Here is an 18745-nt window from a genome sequence, read left to right as displayed (position 1 = left end):
GATGGGGCAGATCAAGAAGGATTCGCCCGCACCTGTGAGCCATTGAGATGTCTGGCGTTTACGCGGTCGCCTTGCCGAGCCGGGTGGCCAGGGCGCAGGGCCCTGCGGTATCGAGCTTAGGCGTTGCCTTCCTCGTGCTTGCGGCCGACGCTGATGCCGAGTTGTTTGAGCTTGCGGTAGAGGTGAGTGCGTTCGAGACCGGTCTTTTCCGCCAGGCGGGTCATGTTGCCGCCGTCCAGTTGCAGGTGGTGTTCGAAGTAGAGGCGCTCGAAGATCTCGCGGGCTTCGCGTAGCGGCAGGTCGAGGGGCAGGCCGAGGGCGGCGGTCGGCGTCTTGACCAGCAGGTGCGCGACGTCGTCCATGCCGATCTCCTCGTCCAGTGTGCCGAGGGACAGGGACTTAATGGCGGCCTTCAGTTCGCCGTAGCCGCCCGGCCAAGCCTGGTTGCGCAGTGCGTTGAGGGCTGCGGAGGACAGACGGCGGGGCGGCACTTCGCCGGCTTCGACCAAGTGCAGCAGAACCTGGCTGGCGATCTCGGGGATCTCATCGCGGATCTCGCCGAGTGCCGGTGGTGCCAGGGATACTTCAAACAAGCGTGCGAGCACGCGTTCTTCCCAGCCGTGCTCGGTCAGTTCGTCCGGGCGGTGCTCGGTAGCGACCACCAGGGTCTGGCCGTGGCGTTCCAGGCGGTCCATCGCGAAGACCAGGTTCTTCTGCTGGGGGCGTGACAGGTAGATCAATTCCGGGACGTAGAGCAGGCCGTTGCGGGCGCCTTCTAGTACGTTCAGCTCGAGGGGGGCGCTGTTCAGCGACAAGTCCAGCCACGGGGCGCCGACCCGCTGCAGCGTGCGTGCGCACAACTCGGCGAGGCTGCCGGGGCCGACCCGCAGCAGGATGATCCGCGACTTGTCGGCCATCTGCTCAAGGCGCTTGCGTAGGTCGCGCAGCGGGGCGGAACGGGCGAATGCCGCGAGGCCCAGCGGACTTGGGGCATGGGCCGGCTTGATGCGGGCCAGGCCGCGTTTGACGGCGGCAAGGAGCTTCTGCAACGCAATTGGTTTTTCGAGGAATTCCATCGCGCCGATGCGCGTCGCTTCGACAGCGGTATCAATGGTGCCGTGGCCCGACATCATGACTACCGGCATGGTCAGCTGACCGTTGGCTGACCATTCCTTGAGCAAGCTGACGCCATCGGTATCGGGCATCCAGATGTCGAGTAGGACCAGATCCGGGCGCGCGGCGTTGCGGGCAGCCCGGGCGGTGGCGGCGTTTTCGGCGAGGATGATGTCGTGACCTTCGTCGCGCAGGATCTCGGACAGGAGTTCGCGGATACCGACTTCGTCGTCAACGATGAGGATTTTAGCCATGGACACTGGACTCAGAATGGGGGGCACAGCGCAGGCGGATGCGGATTTCCGCTCCACCGGCTTCTCGATTGGCGAGACGGATCTCTCCCTCGTGCTCGTCGATGATCTTTTTGACGATGGCGAGGCCGAGGCCGGTACCGCGGGTTTTGGTTGTTACATAGGGCTCGAAGGCCCGGGACAGGATCTCGGGGGGGAAGCCCGGTCCGTTGTCGCGCAGGATCAAGTCTACCCGGCGCGCGTCGGATCGGGTTAACAGCTCGATTTCCGGCTGCGCCTGTTCGGCGAGCGCATCCTCGGCATTCTGCAGCAGGTTGTGGATGACCTGCCGAATCTGTGTGACATCGCCGAGCACGCGGGGCAGTTCGGCAGCCAGTTCGGCATGGATCATCACCGGCGAACCTTCGTACAGAACCAGGACTTCGCGTACCAGAGCGTTCAGGTCCACCGGCGTCATGACGGGACTGGGCAGGCGAGCATAGTCACGAAAGGCATTGACCAGATTCTTCATCGCTTCCACCTGGTTCACGATGGTGGTGGTGGAGCGCTCCAGCATCTGCCGGCCTTCGTCGTCGAGGCGGTCGGCCAGCTTGAACTGCAGGCGCTCGGCCGACAGCTGGATTGGGGTCAGAGGGTTTTTGATCTCGTGGGCCAGGCGTCGTGCCACCTCGGCCCACGCTGCGGTGCGCTGAGCCGTGATGAGGTGGGTGATGTCGTCGAACACGACCACCCAGCCGCCGCCGGTATCGTCGGGCAGACGGGTGCCATGCAAGAGCAGGGTCTGGGTGCTGCCGTCCGGATTGGAGAACTCGATCTGCCGGTTCCAGTCAGCCTCAGGGCCATGGAAACCGTCGAGCAGGGCATCCCGGAAGGCGTTGTGGCCCTCCCATTCATCCAGACGCAGGCGTTCGTAGCCGTCGAGCGGATCGTTGAGGATGGTCATCGCTCCATGATTGGCGGCGCGCAGATGGCCATCCGGAGAGAATGCCAGTACGCCGGCGGAAAGGTTGGCGAGCACGCCTTCCAGATAGGCCCTGTTGCGCTCTACGGCTGCGCGGTGCTTGTCGGCCTGGGCGCGAGCGTCTTCCAGCTGGCGGGTCATCTGGTTGAAGGACTGGGTCAGCACGCCGAGTTCGTCGCGGGCTGGCAGGGCCTGGCGAGGGCTGAAGTCGCCGGCGGCTACGGCCTGGGTACCTTCGGCGAGGATGAACAGCGGTGCGGCGAGTCGACGGGTCAGTACGAAGGCGACGGCGACGGCGGCGAACAAGGCCAGCAGCAGGGTCAGCGTGAGGGTCAGCGTGTAGATGCGCTTCAGGCCGTTGCGGGCGAGGGACAGCTCCTGGTAATCGCGGTGTACGGTCTCGACGCTCTCGGCGTGCATCGCGAAGGAGCGCGGCACTTCCTGTGTTACCTGCAGGAGCTGGGGTTCGGTGAAGCGCCTCGATGGAATCGGCACGATGACGCGCAGCACCAGCCCTTCGGTTGCGTTGCCTTCCGCCGCACGGTAGCCGCGGGTCTGGCGGGCCTGACGCAACTGGGCGGCATTTGGCTGCTCAGGCATCAATGTGTCGAGCTGGATGTCTGCGGTGGCGACGATCTTGCCGTTGGGGGCGAATACTGTAGCTGACTCGATGCCGGCCCTTTCCCGCAACTGGTTGAGTTGGGGCGGGCGGATCGGTGCGGCTGATTCGAGCTCCAGGGCCATCTGGTCGGCCTTGTTGGCGAGTTGGTCGAGAAGGATCTCGAGGGTCGTGCGGCCGAGCTGGAGGCCGCTTTCCAGGGCTGCGTCCACCCGCACGTTGAACCAGGACTCGATGCTCTTCACCGCGAACTGCAGGGAGACCGCATAGACGAGGGCTCCGGGGACGACCGCCATCGCCGCGAAAATGGCCATCAGGCGCAGCTTCAGGCGAGAGCCGAAACGACGGGCGCGGTGCTCCTGCCACAGGCTGCGCAATTGCACGAACACCAGGCTGGCCAACCCGAGGGTGATGGCACCGTTGAGTCCAAGGAGCAGGGTGTAGTTACGGGCGAAGAGGGGCGTGTTGGCGCTGGCGGTGGCGAGCAGGAAGAGCAGAATGCCACCGACTGCCGCGGCGACGACGAGACCGGTGGATCTCATTTCGATTCCCGGGTGATGACAAAGGTCCACCGGTACCAGTCGGTGGCCATATTCCAGTCCTTCCGGCCAAAGGCGCTAACCTGCAGGGGCTTGGGCAGTTCGCCGACATCCAGGCGGAAGCGCAGGGCGGCGTTGTAGCTTCTTCCGACTTTCAGGGCGTTGCGGTCGGCAATGCCCCAGTTGCGGATGCGCAGCATGGTCCGCATGGCCTCTTCCAGACTGCCGAAGTTCTGGTGCAGGGCACCGGTGGTCAGTCGGTACTGACGGGTCAGGGACTGATAGGAAAGGCGGTAGGTCAGGCTCTTGGTGGCGATCTCCTCGTCCATCCAGTACCAGCGCGGGGCGCTCAGCTCGAACTCGGCGACGAAGTAGAGCGACACACCGCGGGCGACCACATCAGCGAGGAGTGGTGTCAGTTCTGCGTTGATGTCGGCATTGAGTACGTAGAGATCGTCGCTGGGTAGCAGGGCCGCGTTACGGATCTCCGCCTCCGCGGCCTGGGCCGGTGCGGATTCAAGTGCAAGCAGCGCACCGGCGGTGATGCCGAGAGTGTGGAGCAGGAAGCGGCGGCGCTCAGGCGATTTTCTCGAGCAGGGCGTAGAAGAATCCGTCATGTTCGGAGCTGGGCAGATATTGGCAGTCGAGCTGACCATTCACGGGCAGTCGGCGGCAATCGGGATGACGGGCAGCGAAGCCGGCCATCTGCTCACGGTTCTCTTCGGCGAATACCGAGCAGGTGGCGTAAAGCATTTTGCCACCCGGGGCGAGGACCTGCCACAGCGCATCGACGATCTCAGCCTGTTGTGATGCGAAGTGGGCAATGTCGCTGGCACGGCGTAGCCACTTGATATCCGGGTTACGGCGTACCACGCCAGAAGCCGAGCAGGGTACATCTGCCAGGATACGGTCGAAGTGGCGTCCGTCCCACCAGCTGGTGAGGTCACGGCAATCGGCATGCCGCACGGTGGCGTTCAGGCCGAGGCGCTCCAGGTTTTCAGTGACGCGCCGGGCGCGCAAGGGGTCGGCATCGAGCGCAGTGAGCTCCACGTCGGCGATCTCGAGGATGTGGGCGGTCTTGCCACCGGGGGCAGCGCAGGCGTCGAGCACGCGTTGTCCATCGTCCACATCCAGGTACTGGGCGGCAAACTGAGCGCCGGCATCCTGAACGCTGATGCAGCCTTCGGCAAAGCCGGGCAGGCGGGACACGGGTACCGGGCGATCCAGCAGCAGGGCACCGTTGCCGAGCTGGCGCACACCGAGGCCCGCCTCGGCGAAGTTGGCCAGGGTGTCCTCAAGGTGGCTGCGCAGTACGTTGATCCGCAGGGCCATCGGCGGGTGGGTGTTGCCAGCCCGCAATATGTCGCGCCATTCGGCGGGATACTGGGCCTTGAGGCGACGGATCCACCAGGGGGGATGACGGTGTTCGGCAACCATGTCCGCATCGGCCGCCTTGTTGAGCGCATCCATCTGGCGCAACGCGTTACGCAGCACACCATTCACGACGCCCTTGAACTTGCCGTCGATGCACGTGGCCGCGGCGCCGACGGCCTGGTTTACGACTGTGTGGGCGGTGTCCGAATGGCTGTCCAGCCGATGCAAGGCTACGCGCAGAATGGATTGGACGGGTTCGGGCAAGGGCTTTTGCAGGAGGCTTCCGAGAATGAAGTCTTGGCGCCCATAGTCCCGCAGGGTGCCATAGGTGAGATCGAGCACGGCACCCCGCACGCCAGCAGGCGTCTGTGGGCGGGCGGACCAGAGGGCAGCCAGGCTATCGGTAAGATTGCTTCCGGCAACGACGTCGGCAATCAGTTGGGCGGAAGTGAGAATGGCGTAGCCCAAGCTGTCTTCCGGCAGATGTGCTGGGGGCGTGGTGGCGAAAGCGTGGGGCATGGGTTCAGGCGAGAAGTTGGCGAAGATGATTGGGCAGGACCTGGCAGGCGTGATGCAGGTCAGGATTGTAGTGGCGCAGGTCTGTGATGGCCCGTTCAGCGAGGCGGGCATACAGGCCCGCGGAACTTGGGTCATCGATTGTGCTGATGCAGGCACGGGCCAGCAACCAGGGGCCGCCGTAGGATGGCACGCTGATGAACGCGGGGCGCAAGCCGGCAAAGATGCCACGCATGCGTTGCCATAGGGCAACGGTCTGCTCAGCTTGATAGAACGGTGAGCCGAGCTGGACATGGATGATACCGCCGGCGTTCAGACTGGCCGCACACAGTCGCATGAATTCTTCGTGATGGAGGTGGGCGCAGGCAGGATCGTCGGTGGCGGTGAGATCGAAAAGGATCAAGTCGAAGCGTTCACCGCGGGCATAGAGTTGGCGCAGGCTTTTGGCGGCATCACCAATCTGCAGGCAGACGCGGGGTGAATCGAAGCTGCGGGCCGGAAGGGCAGGGATGAACTGTCCGACGAGGCGCACGACCTCCGGGTCGAGTTCAGCGACGACGATCCGTTCGATGCCTGGATGCTTGAGCAATTCACGGGCTGTTGCGCCGTCCCCGCCGCCGAGGATCAGGGCGCTACGTGGGTTTGGGTGGGCCAGGGCCGGGAGGTGGGCCAGGCTTTCATGAATGATGAACTCGTCAGCCTCGCTGGCCATCAGGTCGCCATCCAAACGATACAGGCGTCCGAACGTGCTGGTGTGCTCGATGGTGATGCGTTGGTACGCGCTGTGTTCTTCGGTCAGCCGTACCTTGGGCTCGAAGGCGAGGCCGACGTCGGCTGCAAGCGGGACATGAAAGCTTGGGTGTTTCACGTGAAACAGCTCCGTCAGGCAAGGAAGGTGTCGAAGCTGAAGCGCAGGATAAGCACAACGACCACCAGTAGGAAGGCCTTGCGGATGAAGGTGGTGCCATGGCGCAGTGCAAGCGCGGTGCCAAGCCGGGAGCCGAGCAGATTGCAGGCGCCCATGATCGCGGCTACCTGCCAGAATACTTCGCCGTGGGCGACGAAGACACCGATTGCAGCCAGATTGGTCGCTACGTTGATGATCTTAGCGGACACCGATGCGTGCAGGAAATCCATCCCGAGGAAGCGGATGAACAGAAAGATCAGGAAGCTGCCGGTGCCTGGACCGAAGAACCCGTCATAGAAGCCAACGGCGGCACCAATGGTCACCGCTATCCGTTGCTCGCGGGAAGCGTCGGCGAGGCGTTGGTGATGGGCTCCGAAGTCCTTGCGGATGAAGGTATAGGCTGCGACGGCGGTCAGCAGGATGAGGATCAGCGGGCGAAGGGCGGCCGGTGGAAAGAGCACGACGGTCCGGGCGCCGAGCCAGGATCCGGCTGCCGCGGCGAGGGCTGCCGGGGCGGCTGCACGCCAGGGGATGCTCAGGCGTCGACTGTATTGGACAGCGGCGCTGGTAGTGCCCAGCACACTGGCGAGCTTGTTGGTCCCGAACAGCGTGCCTGGGCTTGCCTGTGGAAAGGTGGAAAAGAGTAGTGGGATCTGAATCAGCCCGCCGCCGCCCACAACGGCATCGACGGTGCCGGCAAAGAAGGCGCCAACGGCAAGAAGCGGAAGCGTCAAATCCATGGGAGATGTTTCACGTGGAACACACGCCGTTCAGGCAAAGAAATGCCGTGCGGTCAGTGCTGCATGGATGCCGTTGAGGGCAGCCAATCCGCCCTGGGGAATACTGACACCTCGCCCGGGGATTTCTGGTTCTGTCGGATTGATGCGCACCAGTGGCTCTCCAAGCGTCTCGCTGAACCAGCGGACCGTGGGGACGTGATTGCCCGCGCCGATCTCGACGATCACCGGATTGCGCACGCTCTGCAGCCAGGCTTCAAGGCGCCGCCGCTGGGCATTGCTGCGTTGGCCCAGCCAGTCTCCATCCCCGAACATCAGGATATTGGGGCGCATGAGGTTGTTGCAGCGGGAGCAGCGTGGCAGTGGCGATAGCAGGCGGCAGGTGCTGTCGTCCACTTCGGGCCTGAAGTCGTCGGCAGGGCTGATTGCTCCGTCACAACCGTCGACGCATTGGAGGTGATGAATGGAGCCATGCACCTCGCAGACTCTGTCCTCGTCGTAACCGGCCTGCTGGAACTGGCCGTCCACATTGGAGGTGAACACGAAGGCGCCTTTAGGTAGATGGCCAGCGATCTCGCGCAGGATCGTGAAACCGTGATGTGGTTGGGTGTTCCGGTAGAGATTCAGGCGGTGGCCGTAGAAGCCCCAGGCAAGTACAGGATCGCGCCGGAAGGTGGCCGGGTTGGCAATCTCCTCGAACGCGAGGTGGGCTTCGGCAAGGGCAGGGTAGGCGCGCCAGAATCCGCTGCTGCCCCGGAAATCCGGTAGTCCTGAATCCACACCCATGCCGGCCCCGACCGCGATGATCAGTCCGTCCGCTGCGGCGATCAGATCTGCCGCTTCGGTATGCAAGGCAGTATGTTCGATCTTGCTCATCGCTGTGCGACGATGAAAATCCGCCGAAACGGGAACAGCGTGGTGCCACTCTCGTCGGCTGGGTAGGCTTCTGCTAGCTGTGTGCCCAGTTCGGCAAGGAAGGCTTCGCGGCTTGTATCGTCCATCGGAGCGACATAGGGCAGCAGAGTGGTGCCGCGTAGCCAGTCGAGCACAGGATTGGCTCCGTGCAGGGCTTGCCAGTAGGTGGTCTCCCACAGGGACAGGCGTGTGCTGCGCGGGGCGAGCAGGCGGTGATACTCCGCCATGTCGAGAATGGCACCCATGCGTCCGCCGCCGACCTTGCCGGACCAGGCTGGCGACGCGGCGAGTTCGCGGATCAGACGGTGGGATGGAGCATCGAAATTGCCGGGCATCTGCACAGCCAGTACGCCGCCGGGTGACAGCATGTCGAGCAGGCGCGGGAAGAGGCTCTCGTGCTGTCCGATCCAGTGTAGCGCAGCATTGGAAAACAGCAGGTCCAGCGAGTCCTCGGAATCCCAGTGCTCGACGCCCGCCAGTTCGAAGCGGGCGTTCGGTAGCGTCTCACTCGCCCGCGCCAGCATCTCGGGGGAACTGTCGAGCCCGGTCAGCTCCGCGTCCGGCCAGCGCTCGGCCAGCAGTCGGGTGACGTTACCAGCCCCACAGCCGAGGTCGACGATGCGCGTCGGCCGGCTTAGTGGAATGCGCCCGAGCAGATCGAGCGCAGGGCGCAGGCGTTCATCGGCAAACTGCAAATAACGGTCTGGCTCCCAAGGCATGATCCTGTCTCCTGTGCGTCGATTGGAAGGTGGGCTTGGTGCGGGCAAGCATAGCGCCGGAGCGCTCGCTGGTGTTCATACGTCGGGCTTGATGCAGTGAGCTGTCTTGGCGAGCTGGTAGATCTGATCGACCTGCCGGTTGTCCGACGCACCACCGATCTTGCTTGCGTACTCGGCACACTCCGGACGGTCTGCGATCAGCTCACTGGTTGCCTTCACCTTGTCGGTGAGGGAGAGGGGGGCTTCGGCCGAGCAGGCTGCCAGTGCCGTGACGAGCAGACAGGTGCAGAGTTTTGGCATGCGCATGGATGGGGTCCTGAAATGGATGGCTGCTTGTAGCAGCCATGGGGAACGACGTTCGAGCAACCTGAACTACAGTCGCTTGATACAAAAGCAGGATGGCGAGAATTATGTCGCATCTGGACGTCGGGAGTGGGGCATGCCGAGAACTAGTTCTCGAAGCCTTTTGACTCTGAAGCCGATGCTTGAGATGAGGAGTACACAGACGGGTGAGGAAAATGGAAAAGCTGCTTATCTCCCGCGGAAGGAACTGGAGCGGATTCGAGCGGCGCTCCGGCAAGGACCGGCGACAAAGGGAAGGCCGATCTCCCACTGGCTACGAACGTCGTCATCAGGTGGAACAGCGGGAAATCGAGGTTACCGAGTGGTACCTTTCCGAACCGGAATGGGAAATCCTGCAGAAGGTGTGGCTGCACTGATGAATGCAGGCCCAGGCTGCTGTTGAATGGATTGGTTTGACCGCTATCCGGCTTTCCCGATCGTAGATGGGGAGTCACGTCGGGCCGGCTTACTTTCCGATACAGAAGCGCGAGAAGATGACCCCAAGTAGATCGTCTGGAGTGAATTCCCCGGTAATCTCATTGACCGCCTCCTGAGCGAGGCGAAGCTCCTCAGCCATCAACTCCAGGGCGTGGCGATTTTCCAGCGCAGCCTGGGTGTGGGCCAGCGCAGTCCGTAGGGCGACCAGATGGCGTTCCCGGGCCAGGATGACATCCTCGCCGTGGCGGTGCCAGCCGGCCACGCGCAACAGCTCGTTGCGCAGCAGGTCGATGCCTTGGTCGGCCTTGGCGGACAGGAAGATTTGGAGGCCGTTCGAGCCTTCCAGCCGTTCTGGCTGGCGCTCCAGAAGGTCTACCTTGTTGAAGACGGTAATCCGTTCGACACCAGCCGGAAGGCGTGCGTCGATGGCTGCATCTGCGTCGGTCACGCCGGCGCGGACATCCACCAGTCGAACAACGACATCCGCTCGGTCGATTTCCTGCCAAGTACGTGCGATGCCGATCTTCTCGACCTCGTCGGTCGTGTCACGCAAGCCGGCGGTGTCGGTGATGTGGAGCGGGATGCCCTCGATCTGAATCGTCTCGCGCAGCGCATCGCGGGTCGTGCCGGCGATGTCGGTGACGATCGCGCGCTCCTCGCCGGCGAGGCGGTTCAGCAGGCTGGACTTGCCGACGTTGGGCTGACCGACCAGCACCACGTGCAGGCCGTTACGAAGCAGGCTGCCCTGGGCGGCGCGGTCGAGGATAGCCGACAGTTCGTCGACGATGGCGGCGACGCGTTCGAAGGCACGCGCTTCGACGAGGAAGTCCACGTCTTCGTCCGGGAAGTCCAGCGTGGCTTCCACCAGCATGCGCAGGTCGATGAGGCGATCACACAGGCCGTGGACTTCCTTCGAGAAACTGCCGGTCAGCGAACGGACCGCCGAACGGGCAGCGGCGGCGGTGGAGGCTTCGATGAGGTCGGCGACGCTTTCCGCCTGGGCGAGATCAAGCTTGCCGTTGAGGAAGGCGCGGCGGGTGAATTCGCCGGGCTCGGCCAGGCGGGCGCCGAGTTCCAGGCAGCGGGCCAGCAGCATTTGCATGACCACCGGGCCGCCGTGGCCCTGCAATTCGATGACGTCTTCTCCGGTGAAGGAGTGGGGCGCCGGGAAGTAGAGGAGGAGGCCTTCGTCGATCAGTTGCCCGCTGCCATCACGGAAGCGGGCGAACTGGGCGACCCGGGCTTGCGGCTCGCGGCCGGAGAAGCTGGCTGCGAGCGCGGAGAGCTTCGGCCCGGAGATCCGGACCACGCCGATGCCACCACGCCCGGGCGCGGTGGCAATCGCCGCGATGATGTCACTCGGCGGTTTTGCCACCGGCCGCGATCATCCGGTTGATCTGCCACTGCTGGGCGATCGACAGGGAATTGTTCACCACCCAGTACAGCACGAGGCCGGCCGGGAACCACAGGAACATGAAGGTGAACAGGATCGGCATCAGCATCATGACCTTGGCCTGGATCGGATCGGGCGGAGCCGGGTTCAGGCGGGTCTGGATCAGGCTGGTGGCGCCCATGATCAGCGGCAGGATGTAGAACGGATCCTTCACGGACAGATCGTGGATCCAGCCCAGCCACGGCGCGCCGCGCATCTCGACGACGCCGAGCAGCACCCAGTAGAGGGCGATGAACACGGGGATCTGGATCAGGATGGGCAGGCAGCCGCCGAGGGGATTGACCTTCTCGCGCTTGTAGAGGTCCATCATGGCCTGCTGCAGCTTCATCTTGTCGTCGCCGTACTGTTCCTTCAGGCGTTGCAGGCGCGGGCCGAGGGTCTTCATCTTGGCCATCGACTTGTAGCTGGCGGCGGACAGCGGGAAGAAGATTGCCTTCAGCCCGATGGTCACCAGGATGATGGCCCAGCCCCAGTTGCCGGTCAGCTTGTGGAACCACTGCAGCACCCAGAACAGCGGCGCGGCGATGATGGTCAGCCAGCCATAGTCCACCACCAGGTCGAAGCCCTTGGCGAACTGGTCGAGGCGGCTCTGTTCCTGCGGGCCGGCGTACAGCGGCACCGACAGCTTGCCGGTCTGGCCAGGGGCGATGCTGGCCACCGGCACGATCACGCCGGCGGAGTACAGGTCGGAGCTGATCTGGTTGGCGAAGAACTCGCGCTCGCCTTCCTTCGGAGCCCAGCCAGCGACGAAGTAGTGCTGGACCATCGCGGCCCAGCCGTCGGCGGCTTTGGTGACGAACTTGGCCTTTTTGTCGGCGATGTCCTCGAACTTCACCTTCTGGTATTTCTCGGTCTCGGTGTAGAAGGCCGGGCCGGTGAAGGTCTGCACGCCGAAGCCGCCGGGCTGCTCGGCCGGCTTGCCGTCACGGGTGAACTGGAAGTAGGCGTGCGGCGCCAGCGGTGCAGCGCTGCCGTTGGCGATTTCGTAGCTCACATCGGCCACGTAACTGCCACGATGGAAGGTGATCAGCTTGCTGACCTTCACGCCGTCGGCGGTCGGCGCTGCGTCGAGGCGCAGCGTCACGGCATCCTCGCCGTCCTTCAGCGCGACGTTCTTGCTGCTCAGCGTGAACAGGGTCTTGTGATTGGGCAGGCCGTTGCCGATCAGGCCGGTCTGGGCCGCGTAGTTGTGCTTTTCGCCGTTGTCGAAGAGCACGTAGTTGCGGGCCTGGTCGTCAGTGGCCTTGTGCTGGGTCAGCTCCAGGCGAATGATGTCGCCGCCCTGGGCGGAGATTTCGGCCACCAGCAGGTCGGTGCGCACGGTAGCGATTTCGGCGGGCGCTGCGGCTGCTACAGCAGCCTGGCCGGGTACGGCGGTGGCGCCAGGAGCCGCCGTGGCGGTCGGCGTCGGTACGCCGGTGGCTGCGCCGCTGCCGGCAGCAGCTGCGGGCGGAACCTTGGGCTGGTTGTGCTTCTGCCAGCCGTCCCACAGCATGACCAGCGAGAACGAGAAGACGAGAAGGAGGATCAGGCGACGGTTGTCCATCGGTGTCAGTGTCAGGAAGGGGTTGAGGCGGACCGGAGGGGGTGGATCAGGGCACGGGGTCGAAGCCGCCGCCACTGAAGGGATGGCAGCGGCACACCCGGCGTGCGGCGAGCCACGAGCCTTTCAGGGCTCCATGACGTTCCACGGCCTCCACGGCGTACTCCGAACAGGACGGAACGAAGCGGCAGTTGCGTCCCAGCATGGGGCTGATGGCGTAGCGATAGACCTGCAACAGGGCCAGCACGGCGCGTTTCATCACTTTGCCTTGCTTTCGCGGCCTGTCTTGGGCAAACGCTCGAACAGGGCGAGCATGTCTTCGCGCATGGTGCGTCTCGTTACGTCGCCAACCTTAGCCGACAATCGTAACACCAGATCGTAGTCCGGCAAGCTTGCGTGGGCATGACGGAACACGTCGCGGCCGATCCGCTTCACCAGGTTGCGCAACACGGCGCGTTTGGCGAGCTTCTTGGCGACAACGAGACCCAGTCGGGCGCCCCCGGCTTCGTTCGGGCAGTAGTGCAGTGCGAAGTACTTTCCGCGCAGCACGCGCCGAAAAGCAAAAACGGATGAGAACTCATCCGTTTTGTGCAGTCGCAAGGACGAGCCGAAGCCGAATCCTGCCGGGGGTGTCGCTTCCTCTGCCGCGCGGTTGTCGCTGCCGACAGGGGAAGTGGCCTCTGCGGCCTTAGACGGCGAGGCGATGACGGCCCTTGGCGCGGCGAGCGGCGATGACCTTGCGGCCGCCACGGGTGGCCATGCGAACCAGGAAGCCGTGGGTGCGCTTGCGACGGACGACGGAAGGTTGGTAAGTACGTTTCATTTTTCGTGCCCGAAAAGTTGAGTCAAACGCGCAATTTGATACGTTAACCCACTGTTTGTCAAGCACGTTTTGATGTCCCCGCGCAAGCCCCCGCCGCTTGTGCCCGTTGATGGCGTGCGCTGCACGGCCATCGGTCTGTACAAGCTGTGGATAAGTCTACGCCGGGAGGGTACAATACGCGTTTGGCCGGACCCCTTTGCGCGCCTGTCCGGCTGCCCCGACCGTGTGTCGGTGCGCCCCGTTTAACGAGAATCCGCGCGCATTCCGCTGTTTATCAAACCCACCCGTAGATCGTGCCCGAAGCCTCATCGTCGTCCCAATGCGCCGCCTTCTGGACGCATTGCCTGAGCTGCCTGGAGCAGGAATTGCCCGCCCAGCAGTTCAAGACCTGGATCCTTCCCCTGCGCGTCGAAGAGCTGAGCGACGACGGGGTTGGGCTGCGTCTGGTCGTTCCGTCCAACTTCCATCGCCAGTGGCTGCGTGACCGCTACCTGCGGCGTATCGAAGAACTGGGCGAGGAATACTTCGGTGGCCTGCCGACCATCGAGGTTGGCCTGGCGCCGGCTGGTGGCCTGCGTCGTCCCGCGCCGGCTGCTGCGCCCGTTGCCGCGGCCCCGGCGGCGCCTGCTGCAGCGCCCTCCCCTGCGGCGCCGGCCATCGCCACGCCGGCGGGCCTGCGTCCCGCGGCCCCGGAGGCCGTCGCCTCCGCCGAAGTCGTCAACTACGACAAGTCGCGCCTCAACCCCGATTTCACGTTCGACACGCTGGTCACCGGCCGCGCCAACGATCTGGCCCGTGCTGCCGCCCTGCAGGTGGCCCAGAACCCCGGCGTGTCCTACAACCCGCTGTTCATCTACGGCGGCGTCGGCCTCGGCAAGACCCACTTGATCCACGCGCTGGGCAACTACGTCTTCAAGCACGACCCGAAGAAGGTCATCCGCTACGTGCACGCCGAGGACTACTACGCCGACGTGGTGCGTGCCTACCAGCAAAAATCCTTCGACGTCTTCAAGCGCTACTACCGCTCGCTGGACGTGCTGATCATCGACGACATCCAGTTCTTCAACAACAAGAACCGGACGCAGGAAGAGTTCTTCCACGCCTTCAACGCCCTCACCGAGGCCAAGAAGCAGATCATCATCACCAGCGACACCTATCCCAAGGACGTCCAGGGGCTGGAAGACCGCCTGATCTCGCGCTTCGACTGGGGCCTGACGGTACAGATCGAGCCGCCCGAGCTCGAGATGCGCGTCGCCATTCTCAAGAAGAAGGCCGAAGCCGAGCGCATCGACCTCAACGAGGACGTCGCCTTCCTGATCGCCAAGAACCTGCGCTCCAACGTGCGCGAGCTCGAAGGCGCCCTCAAGAAAGTGCTCGCCTTCGCCCGCTTCCACGGCCGCGACGTCAGCCTCGAAGTGGCCAAGGAAGCCCTCAAGGACCTGCTCAACGCGCACAACCGGCAGCTCACCGCGGAGTTCATCCAGAAGACCGTCGCCGACTACTACAAGATCAAGGTCGCCGACATGCACTCCAAGAAGCGCACCCGCGTCATCGCGCGGCCGCGCCAGGTGGCCATGTTCCTCGCCAAGGACCTCACCCCGATGAGCCTGCCTGCCATCGGCGAAGCCTTCGGCGGCCGCGACCACACCACCGTGCTGCACGCCTGCCGCACCATCGCCGAACTCCGTCTCGGCGACACCCAGCTCAACCATGATCTGCACGTCCTGACCCAGGTGCTGCGCGGATGATGATGAAACCTTTCGCCATCAAGATTGAAGGCCGGATGCCCGCCGCCGGGCGTCTGCCCCTGTAAAAACGATTCGGAGACCTGAGTCCATGCTGCTCTTCACCGCGCCCCGCGACGCCCTTCTCGCCCCGCTGCAATCGGTATCCGGCATCGTCGAGAAGCGTCACACCCTGCCGATCCTCTCGAACGTGCTGATCGAGAAGAAGGGTGAGTCCCTCACCCTCCTCGCCACCGACATCGAGATCCAGATCCGCAACAGCACCACCGCGGCCGACGGCGCCGACGACGTGGCGATCACCGTCGGTGCCCGCAAGCTGCAGGACATCCTGCGCGCCCTGCCCGACACCGCCGACGTCAGCCTCACGCTCGACGACAAGCGCATCACCCTCAAGGCCGGCAAGAGCCGCTTCCAGCTGCAGACCCTGCCCGCCGCCGACTACCCGCGCCTGGCTCCGCCGGAAGGCGAAGGCATCCACTTCACCACCACCCAGAAGGCTTTCAAGAAGCAGCTGGCGCTGGTGCAGTACGCCATGGCCCAGCAGGACATCCGCTACTACCTCAACGGCCTGCTGCTCGTCGTCGCCGGTGACACCCTGCGCATGGTCGCCACCGACGGCCACCGCCTGGCCTACGCCGCCTCCCCGCTGGTCGGCGATTACGCCCGTACCGACGTGATCCTGCCGCGCAAGACCGTCGTCGAACTGGCCCGCCAACTGGCCGACTCCGACGAAGCCCTCGAAGTCACCATCGTCGGCAACCAGATCGTCTTCCGCTTCGGCCACATCGAACTGATCTCCAAGCTCATCGACGGCAAGTTCCCCGACTACGAGCGCGTCATCCCGCAAGGCCACCCCAAGCTGGTCAAGGCCAGCCGCCTGGCCCTGCTGCAGTCCCTGCAACGTGCCGCCATTCTCACCAACGAGAAGTTCCGCGGCGTGCGCCTGATGCTCTCCGAAGGCAGCCTCAAGCTGGTGTCCACCAACGCCGAGCAGGAAGAAGCCCTCGAAGAACTCGAAGTCGACTACGCCGGCGACAGCCTCGACATCGGCTTCAACGTCACCTACCTGCTCGACGTGCTGACCAACGTCGCCGCCAACGAGATCGAAATCCGCTTCAACGACGGCAACGCCAGCGCCCTCTTCGGCCTCGCCGACAACGCCGACTTCAAGTACGTAGTCATGCCGATGCGGATCTGATCCGTCGCATCACCATCCGACTGCGAGCCCCCGTAAGGGGGCGTCCTGCTGTACCCGCTGAACCGAGAACGCCATGTCCGATACGCCGCAACAACCCGCACCCGCCGACAACTACGACGAATCCAGCATCCAGCAGCTCGAAGGGCTGGAGGCCGTGCGCAAGCGGCCGGGCATGTACATTGGCGACACCTCCGACGGCACCGGTCTGCACCACATGGTCTTCGAAGTGGTCGATAACGCCATCGACGAAGCCCTCGCCGGCCACTGTGACGACATCGTCATCACCATCCACGCCGACAACTCCATCTCCGTCACCGACAACGGCCGCGGCATCCCGACCGGCGTCAAGATGGACGACAAGCACGAGCCCAAGCGCTCCGCCGCCGAGATCGTCATGTGCGTGCTGCACGCCGGCGGCAAGTTCAACCAGAACAGCTACAAGGTGTCCGGCGGCCTGCACGGTGTCGGCGTGTCCTGCGTCAACGCCCTCTCCAAGTGGCTGCGCCTCACCGTCGCCCGTGACGGCCACAAGCACTTCATGGAGTTCAACCGCGGCCACGCGGTGGACCGCGTCATCGAAGTCGTCGACGGCGTCGAGACCAGCCCCCTGAAGGTCATTGGTGAGACCACCAAGCGCGGCACCAAGGTGCACTACCTGGCCGACGAAGAGATCTTCGGCACCGTCGAATACCACTACGAAATCCTCGCCAAGCGCCTGCGCGAACTGTCCTTCCTGAACAACGGCGTCAAGATCCGCCTGGTGGACCAGCGCAACGGCAAGGAAGAAGACTTCGCCTTCGCCGGCGGCGTGTCCGGCTTCGTCAGCTACATTAACCGCGCCAAGTCGGTGCTGCACCCCACCATCTTCCATTCCAGCGGCGAATCCATCCAGAACGGCGTGCCCATCACCGTCGAAGTCGCCATGCAGTGGAACGACAGCTACGCCGAACAGGTGCTGTGCTTCACCAACAACATCCCGCAGGCGGATGGCGGCACCCACCTCACCGGCCTGCGCGCCGCGATGACCCGCGTCATCAACAAGTACATCGAAGAAAACGAGATCGCCAAGAAGGCCAAGGTGGACATCTCCGGCGACGACATGCGCGAAGGCCTCGCCTGCGTGCTCTCCGTCAAAATGCCCGACCCCAAGTTCGCCTCCCAGACCAAGATGAAGCTGGTCTCCGGCGAAGCCCGCCCGGCCGTCGAAGAAGTCGTCGCGCAAAAGCTTGCCGACTTCCTGCTCGAACGCCCCGCCGACGCCAAGACCATCTGCGGCAAGATCGTCGAAGCCTCCCGCGCCCGCGAAGCCGCCCGCCGCGCCCGTGAAATGACCCGCCGCAAGGGCGTCCTCGACGGCGTCGGCCTGCCCGGCAAGCTCGCCGACTGCCAGGAAAAAGACCCCGCCCTGTGCGAAATCTACATCGTCGAGGGTGACTCCGCAGGCGGCTCCGCCAAGCAGGGCCGCGACCGTAAGTTCCAGGCCATCCTGCCGCTGCGCGGCAAGGTGCTCAACGTCGAACGCGCCCGCTTCGACAAGCTCATCAGCTCCGAGCAGATCACCACCCTGATCACCGCCCTCGGCACCAGCATCGGCCCCGAAGACTTCAAGCCCGAAAAGCTGCGCTACCACCGCATCATCCTGATGACCGATGCGGACGTGGACGGCGCGCACATCCGCACCCTGCTGCTCACCTTCTTCTACCGCCAGATGCGCGAGCTCGTCGAGCGCGGCCACATCTACATCGCCCAGCCGCCGCTCTACAAAATCAAGCACGGCAAGAACGAGATGTACATCAAGGACGACACCGAGCTCAACGCCCACCTGCTCAAGCTGGGCCTTGACGGTGCCGCCCTCACCCCGCGCGAGGGTGCCGATCCCATCCACTCCGAAGCCCTCGGCGGCCTCGCCCGCACCTACCTGCTGGCCGAAGCCGTCATCCGCCGCCTCGCCGACTGGATCGACTCCTCTGTCCTGCACGCCCTGCTCGCCAACGACCTGCCGCTGTCCCTGGCCGACGAAGCCGCTGCCCGCGACTCCGCCGCCCGCCTGCAGGCCGCCGTCGGCACCGCCGTCACCATCGAGGCCCGCCACGACGAAACCAGCGAAGCCTGGACCCTCGAAATCGCCCGCATGCACCACGGCAACCGCAAGCTCAGCCGCATCGATGGCGACTTCCTCAACGCCGGCGACTACCGCACCATCCGCCAGGCCACCGAGTCCATCTCCGGCCTCATCGGCCCCGGCGCCGTCATGCGCCGCGGCGAAAAGCAGCAAGCCGTCACCAGCTTCGCCGACGCCATCCGCTGGATGCTCAATGAAGTCGAACGCGGCATCTCCAAGCAGCGCTACAAAGGCCTTGGCGAAATGAACCCCGAGCAGCTGTGGGAAACCACCATGGACCCCGCCGTCCGCCGCCTGCTCCGCGTCCAGATCGACGACGCCATCGCCGCCGACGAGATCTTCACCACCCTGATGGGCGACAACGTCGAACCCCGCCGGGCGTTCATCGAAGAGAATGCGCTGTATGCGCGGAATATCGATGTGTGATTTC

18 protein-coding genes are annotated in these 18745 nt (G+C 64.3%); 4 read left to right on the top strand and 14 right to left on the bottom strand.

Going from position 1 to position 18745, the window contains the following annotated elements; genetic code table 11:
* Window positions 1–116: 116 nt before the first annotated feature.
* From ACE3RX_RS03890 to ACE3RX_RS03850, 9 genes are all read right to left on the bottom strand, one after another.
* Window positions 117–1367 (bottom strand): sigma-54-dependent transcriptional regulator, encoded by a 1251-nt coding sequence (locus ACE3RX_RS03890; RefSeq protein ID WP_374480512.1) that lies wholly within the window; start codon window positions 1365–1367, stop codon window positions 117–119.
* Complete coding sequence (locus ACE3RX_RS03885) at window positions 1360–3486, bottom strand: ATP-binding protein (protein ID WP_374480510.1); 2127 nt, start codon at window positions 3484–3486, stop codon at window positions 1360–1362. The genes ACE3RX_RS03890 and ACE3RX_RS03885 overlap by 8 nt, the downstream gene beginning before the upstream one ends.
* Window positions 3483–4100, bottom strand: coding sequence for a DUF4390 domain-containing protein (locus ACE3RX_RS03880; RefSeq protein WP_374480508.1), 618 nt, complete (start codon window positions 4098–4100; stop codon window positions 3483–3485). The genes ACE3RX_RS03885 and ACE3RX_RS03880 overlap by 4 nt, the downstream gene beginning before the upstream one ends.
* On the bottom strand, window positions 4060–5376 hold the full coding sequence (gene rsmB / locus ACE3RX_RS03875; RefSeq protein WP_374480506.1) for a 16S rRNA (cytosine(967)-C(5))-methyltransferase RsmB: 1317 nt from the start codon (window positions 5374–5376) through the stop codon (window positions 4060–4062). Before rsmB ends, ACE3RX_RS03880 begins: the two co-directional genes overlap by 41 nt.
* Before the next feature lie 4 nt (window positions 5377–5380).
* Entirely contained in the window at window positions 5381–6241 is an 861-nt protein-coding gene (locus ACE3RX_RS03870; protein WP_374480504.1) for a polyamine aminopropyltransferase, read from the bottom strand.
* 14 nt (window positions 6242–6255) lie between these two features.
* Entirely contained in the window at window positions 6256–7020 is a 765-nt protein-coding gene (locus ACE3RX_RS03865; protein ID WP_374480502.1) for a sulfite exporter TauE/SafE family protein, read from the bottom strand.
* Between the two features lie 30 nt (window positions 7021–7050).
* Window positions 7051–7893 carry an NAD-dependent deacetylase gene (locus ACE3RX_RS03860; protein ID WP_374480501.1) on the bottom strand — a complete coding sequence of 281 codons (843 nt, stop codon included), beginning with the start codon at window positions 7891–7893 and terminating at the stop codon, window positions 7051–7053.
* A complete protein-coding gene (locus tag ACE3RX_RS03855; protein ID WP_374480500.1) occupies window positions 7890–8651 on the bottom strand; it encodes a methyltransferase domain-containing protein in 762 nt (253 codons plus the stop codon). The genes ACE3RX_RS03860 and ACE3RX_RS03855 overlap by 4 nt, the downstream gene beginning before the upstream one ends.
* A 75-nt stretch (window positions 8652–8726) precedes the next feature.
* The gene (locus tag ACE3RX_RS03850) at window positions 8727–8957 is read right to left on the bottom strand and encodes a hypothetical protein (protein ID WP_374480498.1); all 231 of its coding nucleotides are present in this window, start codon (window positions 8955–8957) and stop codon (window positions 8727–8729) included.
* A 212-nt stretch (window positions 8958–9169) separates the two neighbouring features.
* Here ACE3RX_RS03850 and ACE3RX_RS03845 point away from each other — a divergent pair, with 212 nt between their 5' ends.
* Window positions 9170–9370: a hypothetical protein gene (locus tag ACE3RX_RS03845; protein ID WP_374480496.1), complete on the top strand. Its 201-nt coding sequence runs from the start codon at window positions 9170–9172 to the stop codon at window positions 9368–9370.
* Window positions 9371–9459: 89 nt separating this feature from the next.
* On the opposite strand, the gene mnmE is transcribed toward ACE3RX_RS03845, so the two are convergent.
* The 5 genes from mnmE to rpmH all read right to left on the bottom strand — a co-directional run bounded on the left by mnmE (window position 9460) and on the right by rpmH (window position 13250).
* On the bottom strand, window positions 9460–10806 hold the full coding sequence (gene mnmE / locus ACE3RX_RS03840; RefSeq protein ID WP_374480494.1) for a tRNA uridine-5-carboxymethylaminomethyl(34) synthesis GTPase MnmE: 1347 nt from the start codon (window positions 10804–10806) through the stop codon (window positions 9460–9462).
* The gene (gene yidC, locus ACE3RX_RS03835) at window positions 10787–12430 is read right to left on the bottom strand and encodes a membrane protein insertase YidC (protein ID WP_374480492.1); all 1644 of its coding nucleotides are present in this window, start codon (window positions 12428–12430) and stop codon (window positions 10787–10789) included. Before yidC ends, mnmE begins: the two co-directional genes overlap by 20 nt.
* A 46-nt stretch (window positions 12431–12476) precedes the next feature.
* Window positions 12477–12686, bottom strand: coding sequence for a membrane protein insertion efficiency factor YidD (yidD, locus tag ACE3RX_RS03830; protein ID WP_374480490.1), 210 nt, complete (start codon window positions 12684–12686; stop codon window positions 12477–12479).
* A complete protein-coding gene (gene rnpA / locus ACE3RX_RS03825; protein WP_374480488.1) occupies window positions 12686–13027 on the bottom strand; it encodes a ribonuclease P protein component in 342 nt (113 codons plus the stop codon). The genes yidD and rnpA overlap by 1 nt, the downstream gene beginning before the upstream one ends.
* Before the next feature lie 88 nt (window positions 13028–13115).
* Window positions 13116–13250, bottom strand: a complete 135-nt coding sequence (rpmH, locus tag ACE3RX_RS03820) for a 50S ribosomal protein L34 (RefSeq protein WP_079434516.1) — start codon at window positions 13248–13250, stop codon at window positions 13116–13118.
* A 293-nt stretch (window positions 13251–13543) separates the two neighbouring features.
* Here rpmH and dnaA point away from each other — a divergent pair, with 293 nt between their 5' ends.
* The 3 genes from dnaA (at window position 13544) to gyrB (ending at window position 18741) form a co-directional block, all read left to right on the top strand.
* Entirely contained in the window at window positions 13544–14998 is a 1455-nt protein-coding gene (gene dnaA / locus ACE3RX_RS03815) for a chromosomal replication initiator protein DnaA (RefSeq protein ID WP_374480486.1), read from the top strand.
* Window positions 14999–15086: 88 nt separating this feature from the next.
* Complete coding sequence (gene dnaN / locus ACE3RX_RS03810; RefSeq protein WP_374480484.1) at window positions 15087–16193, top strand: DNA polymerase III subunit beta; 1107 nt, start codon at window positions 15087–15089, stop codon at window positions 16191–16193.
* Window positions 16194–16266: 73 nt separating this feature from the next.
* Window positions 16267–18741 carry a DNA topoisomerase (ATP-hydrolyzing) subunit B gene (gene gyrB / locus ACE3RX_RS03805; RefSeq protein ID WP_374480482.1) on the top strand — a complete coding sequence of 825 codons (2475 nt, stop codon included), beginning with the start codon at window positions 16267–16269 and terminating at the stop codon, window positions 18739–18741.
* Window positions 18742–18745 lie beyond the last annotated feature (4 nt).

The sequence above is a fragment of the Zoogloea sp. genome (assembly GCF_041914405.1).
GTDB lineage: Bacteria > Pseudomonadota > Gammaproteobacteria > Burkholderiales > Rhodocyclaceae > Zoogloea.
This window is presented reverse-complemented; position numbering and strand designations above follow the sequence as displayed.

Excerpts from the sequence above, each read along its gene's own strand:
- ACE3RX_RS03890 (WP_374480512.1), bottom strand. The coding sequence starts at position 1,367 with ATGGCTAAAATCCTCATCGTTGACGACGAAGTCGGTATCCGCGAACTC.
- ACE3RX_RS03885 (WP_374480510.1), bottom strand. The coding sequence starts at position 3,486 with ATGAGATCCACCGGTCTCGTCGTCGCCGCGGCAGTCGGTGGCATTCTG.
- ACE3RX_RS03880 (WP_374480508.1), bottom strand. The coding sequence starts at position 4,100 with ATGACGGATTCTTCTACGCCCTGCTCGAGAAAATCGCCTGAGCGCCGC.
- rsmB (WP_374480506.1), bottom strand. The coding sequence starts at position 5,376 with ATGCCCCACGCTTTCGCCACCACGCCCCCAGCACATCTGCCGGAAGAC.
- ACE3RX_RS03865 (WP_374480502.1), bottom strand. The coding sequence starts at position 7,020 with ATGGATTTGACGCTTCCGCTTCTTGCCGTTGGCGCCTTCTTTGCCGGC.
- ACE3RX_RS03860 (WP_374480501.1), bottom strand. The coding sequence starts at position 7,893 with ATGAGCAAGATCGAACATACTGCCTTGCATACCGAAGCGGCAGATCTG.
- ACE3RX_RS03855 (WP_374480500.1), bottom strand. The coding sequence starts at position 8,651 with ATGCCTTGGGAGCCAGACCGTTATTTGCAGTTTGCCGATGAACGCCTG.
- ACE3RX_RS03850 (WP_374480498.1), bottom strand. The coding sequence starts at position 8,957 with ATGCGCATGCCAAAACTCTGCACCTGTCTGCTCGTCACGGCACTGGCA.
- ACE3RX_RS03845 (WP_374480496.1), top strand. The coding sequence starts at position 9,170 with ATGGAAAAGCTGCTTATCTCCCGCGGAAGGAACTGGAGCGGATTCGAG.
- yidC (WP_374480492.1), bottom strand. The coding sequence starts at position 12,430 with ATGGACAACCGTCGCCTGATCCTCCTTCTCGTCTTCTCGTTCTCGCTG.
- yidD (WP_374480490.1), bottom strand. The coding sequence starts at position 12,686 with ATGAAACGCGCCGTGCTGGCCCTGTTGCAGGTCTATCGCTACGCCATC.
- rpmH (WP_079434516.1), bottom strand. The coding sequence starts at position 13,250 with ATGAAACGTACTTACCAACCTTCCGTCGTCCGTCGCAAGCGCACCCAC.
- dnaN (WP_374480484.1), top strand. The coding sequence starts at position 15,087 with ATGCTGCTCTTCACCGCGCCCCGCGACGCCCTTCTCGCCCCGCTGCAA.
- gyrB (WP_374480482.1), top strand. The coding sequence starts at position 16,267 with ATGTCCGATACGCCGCAACAACCCGCACCCGCCGACAACTACGACGAA.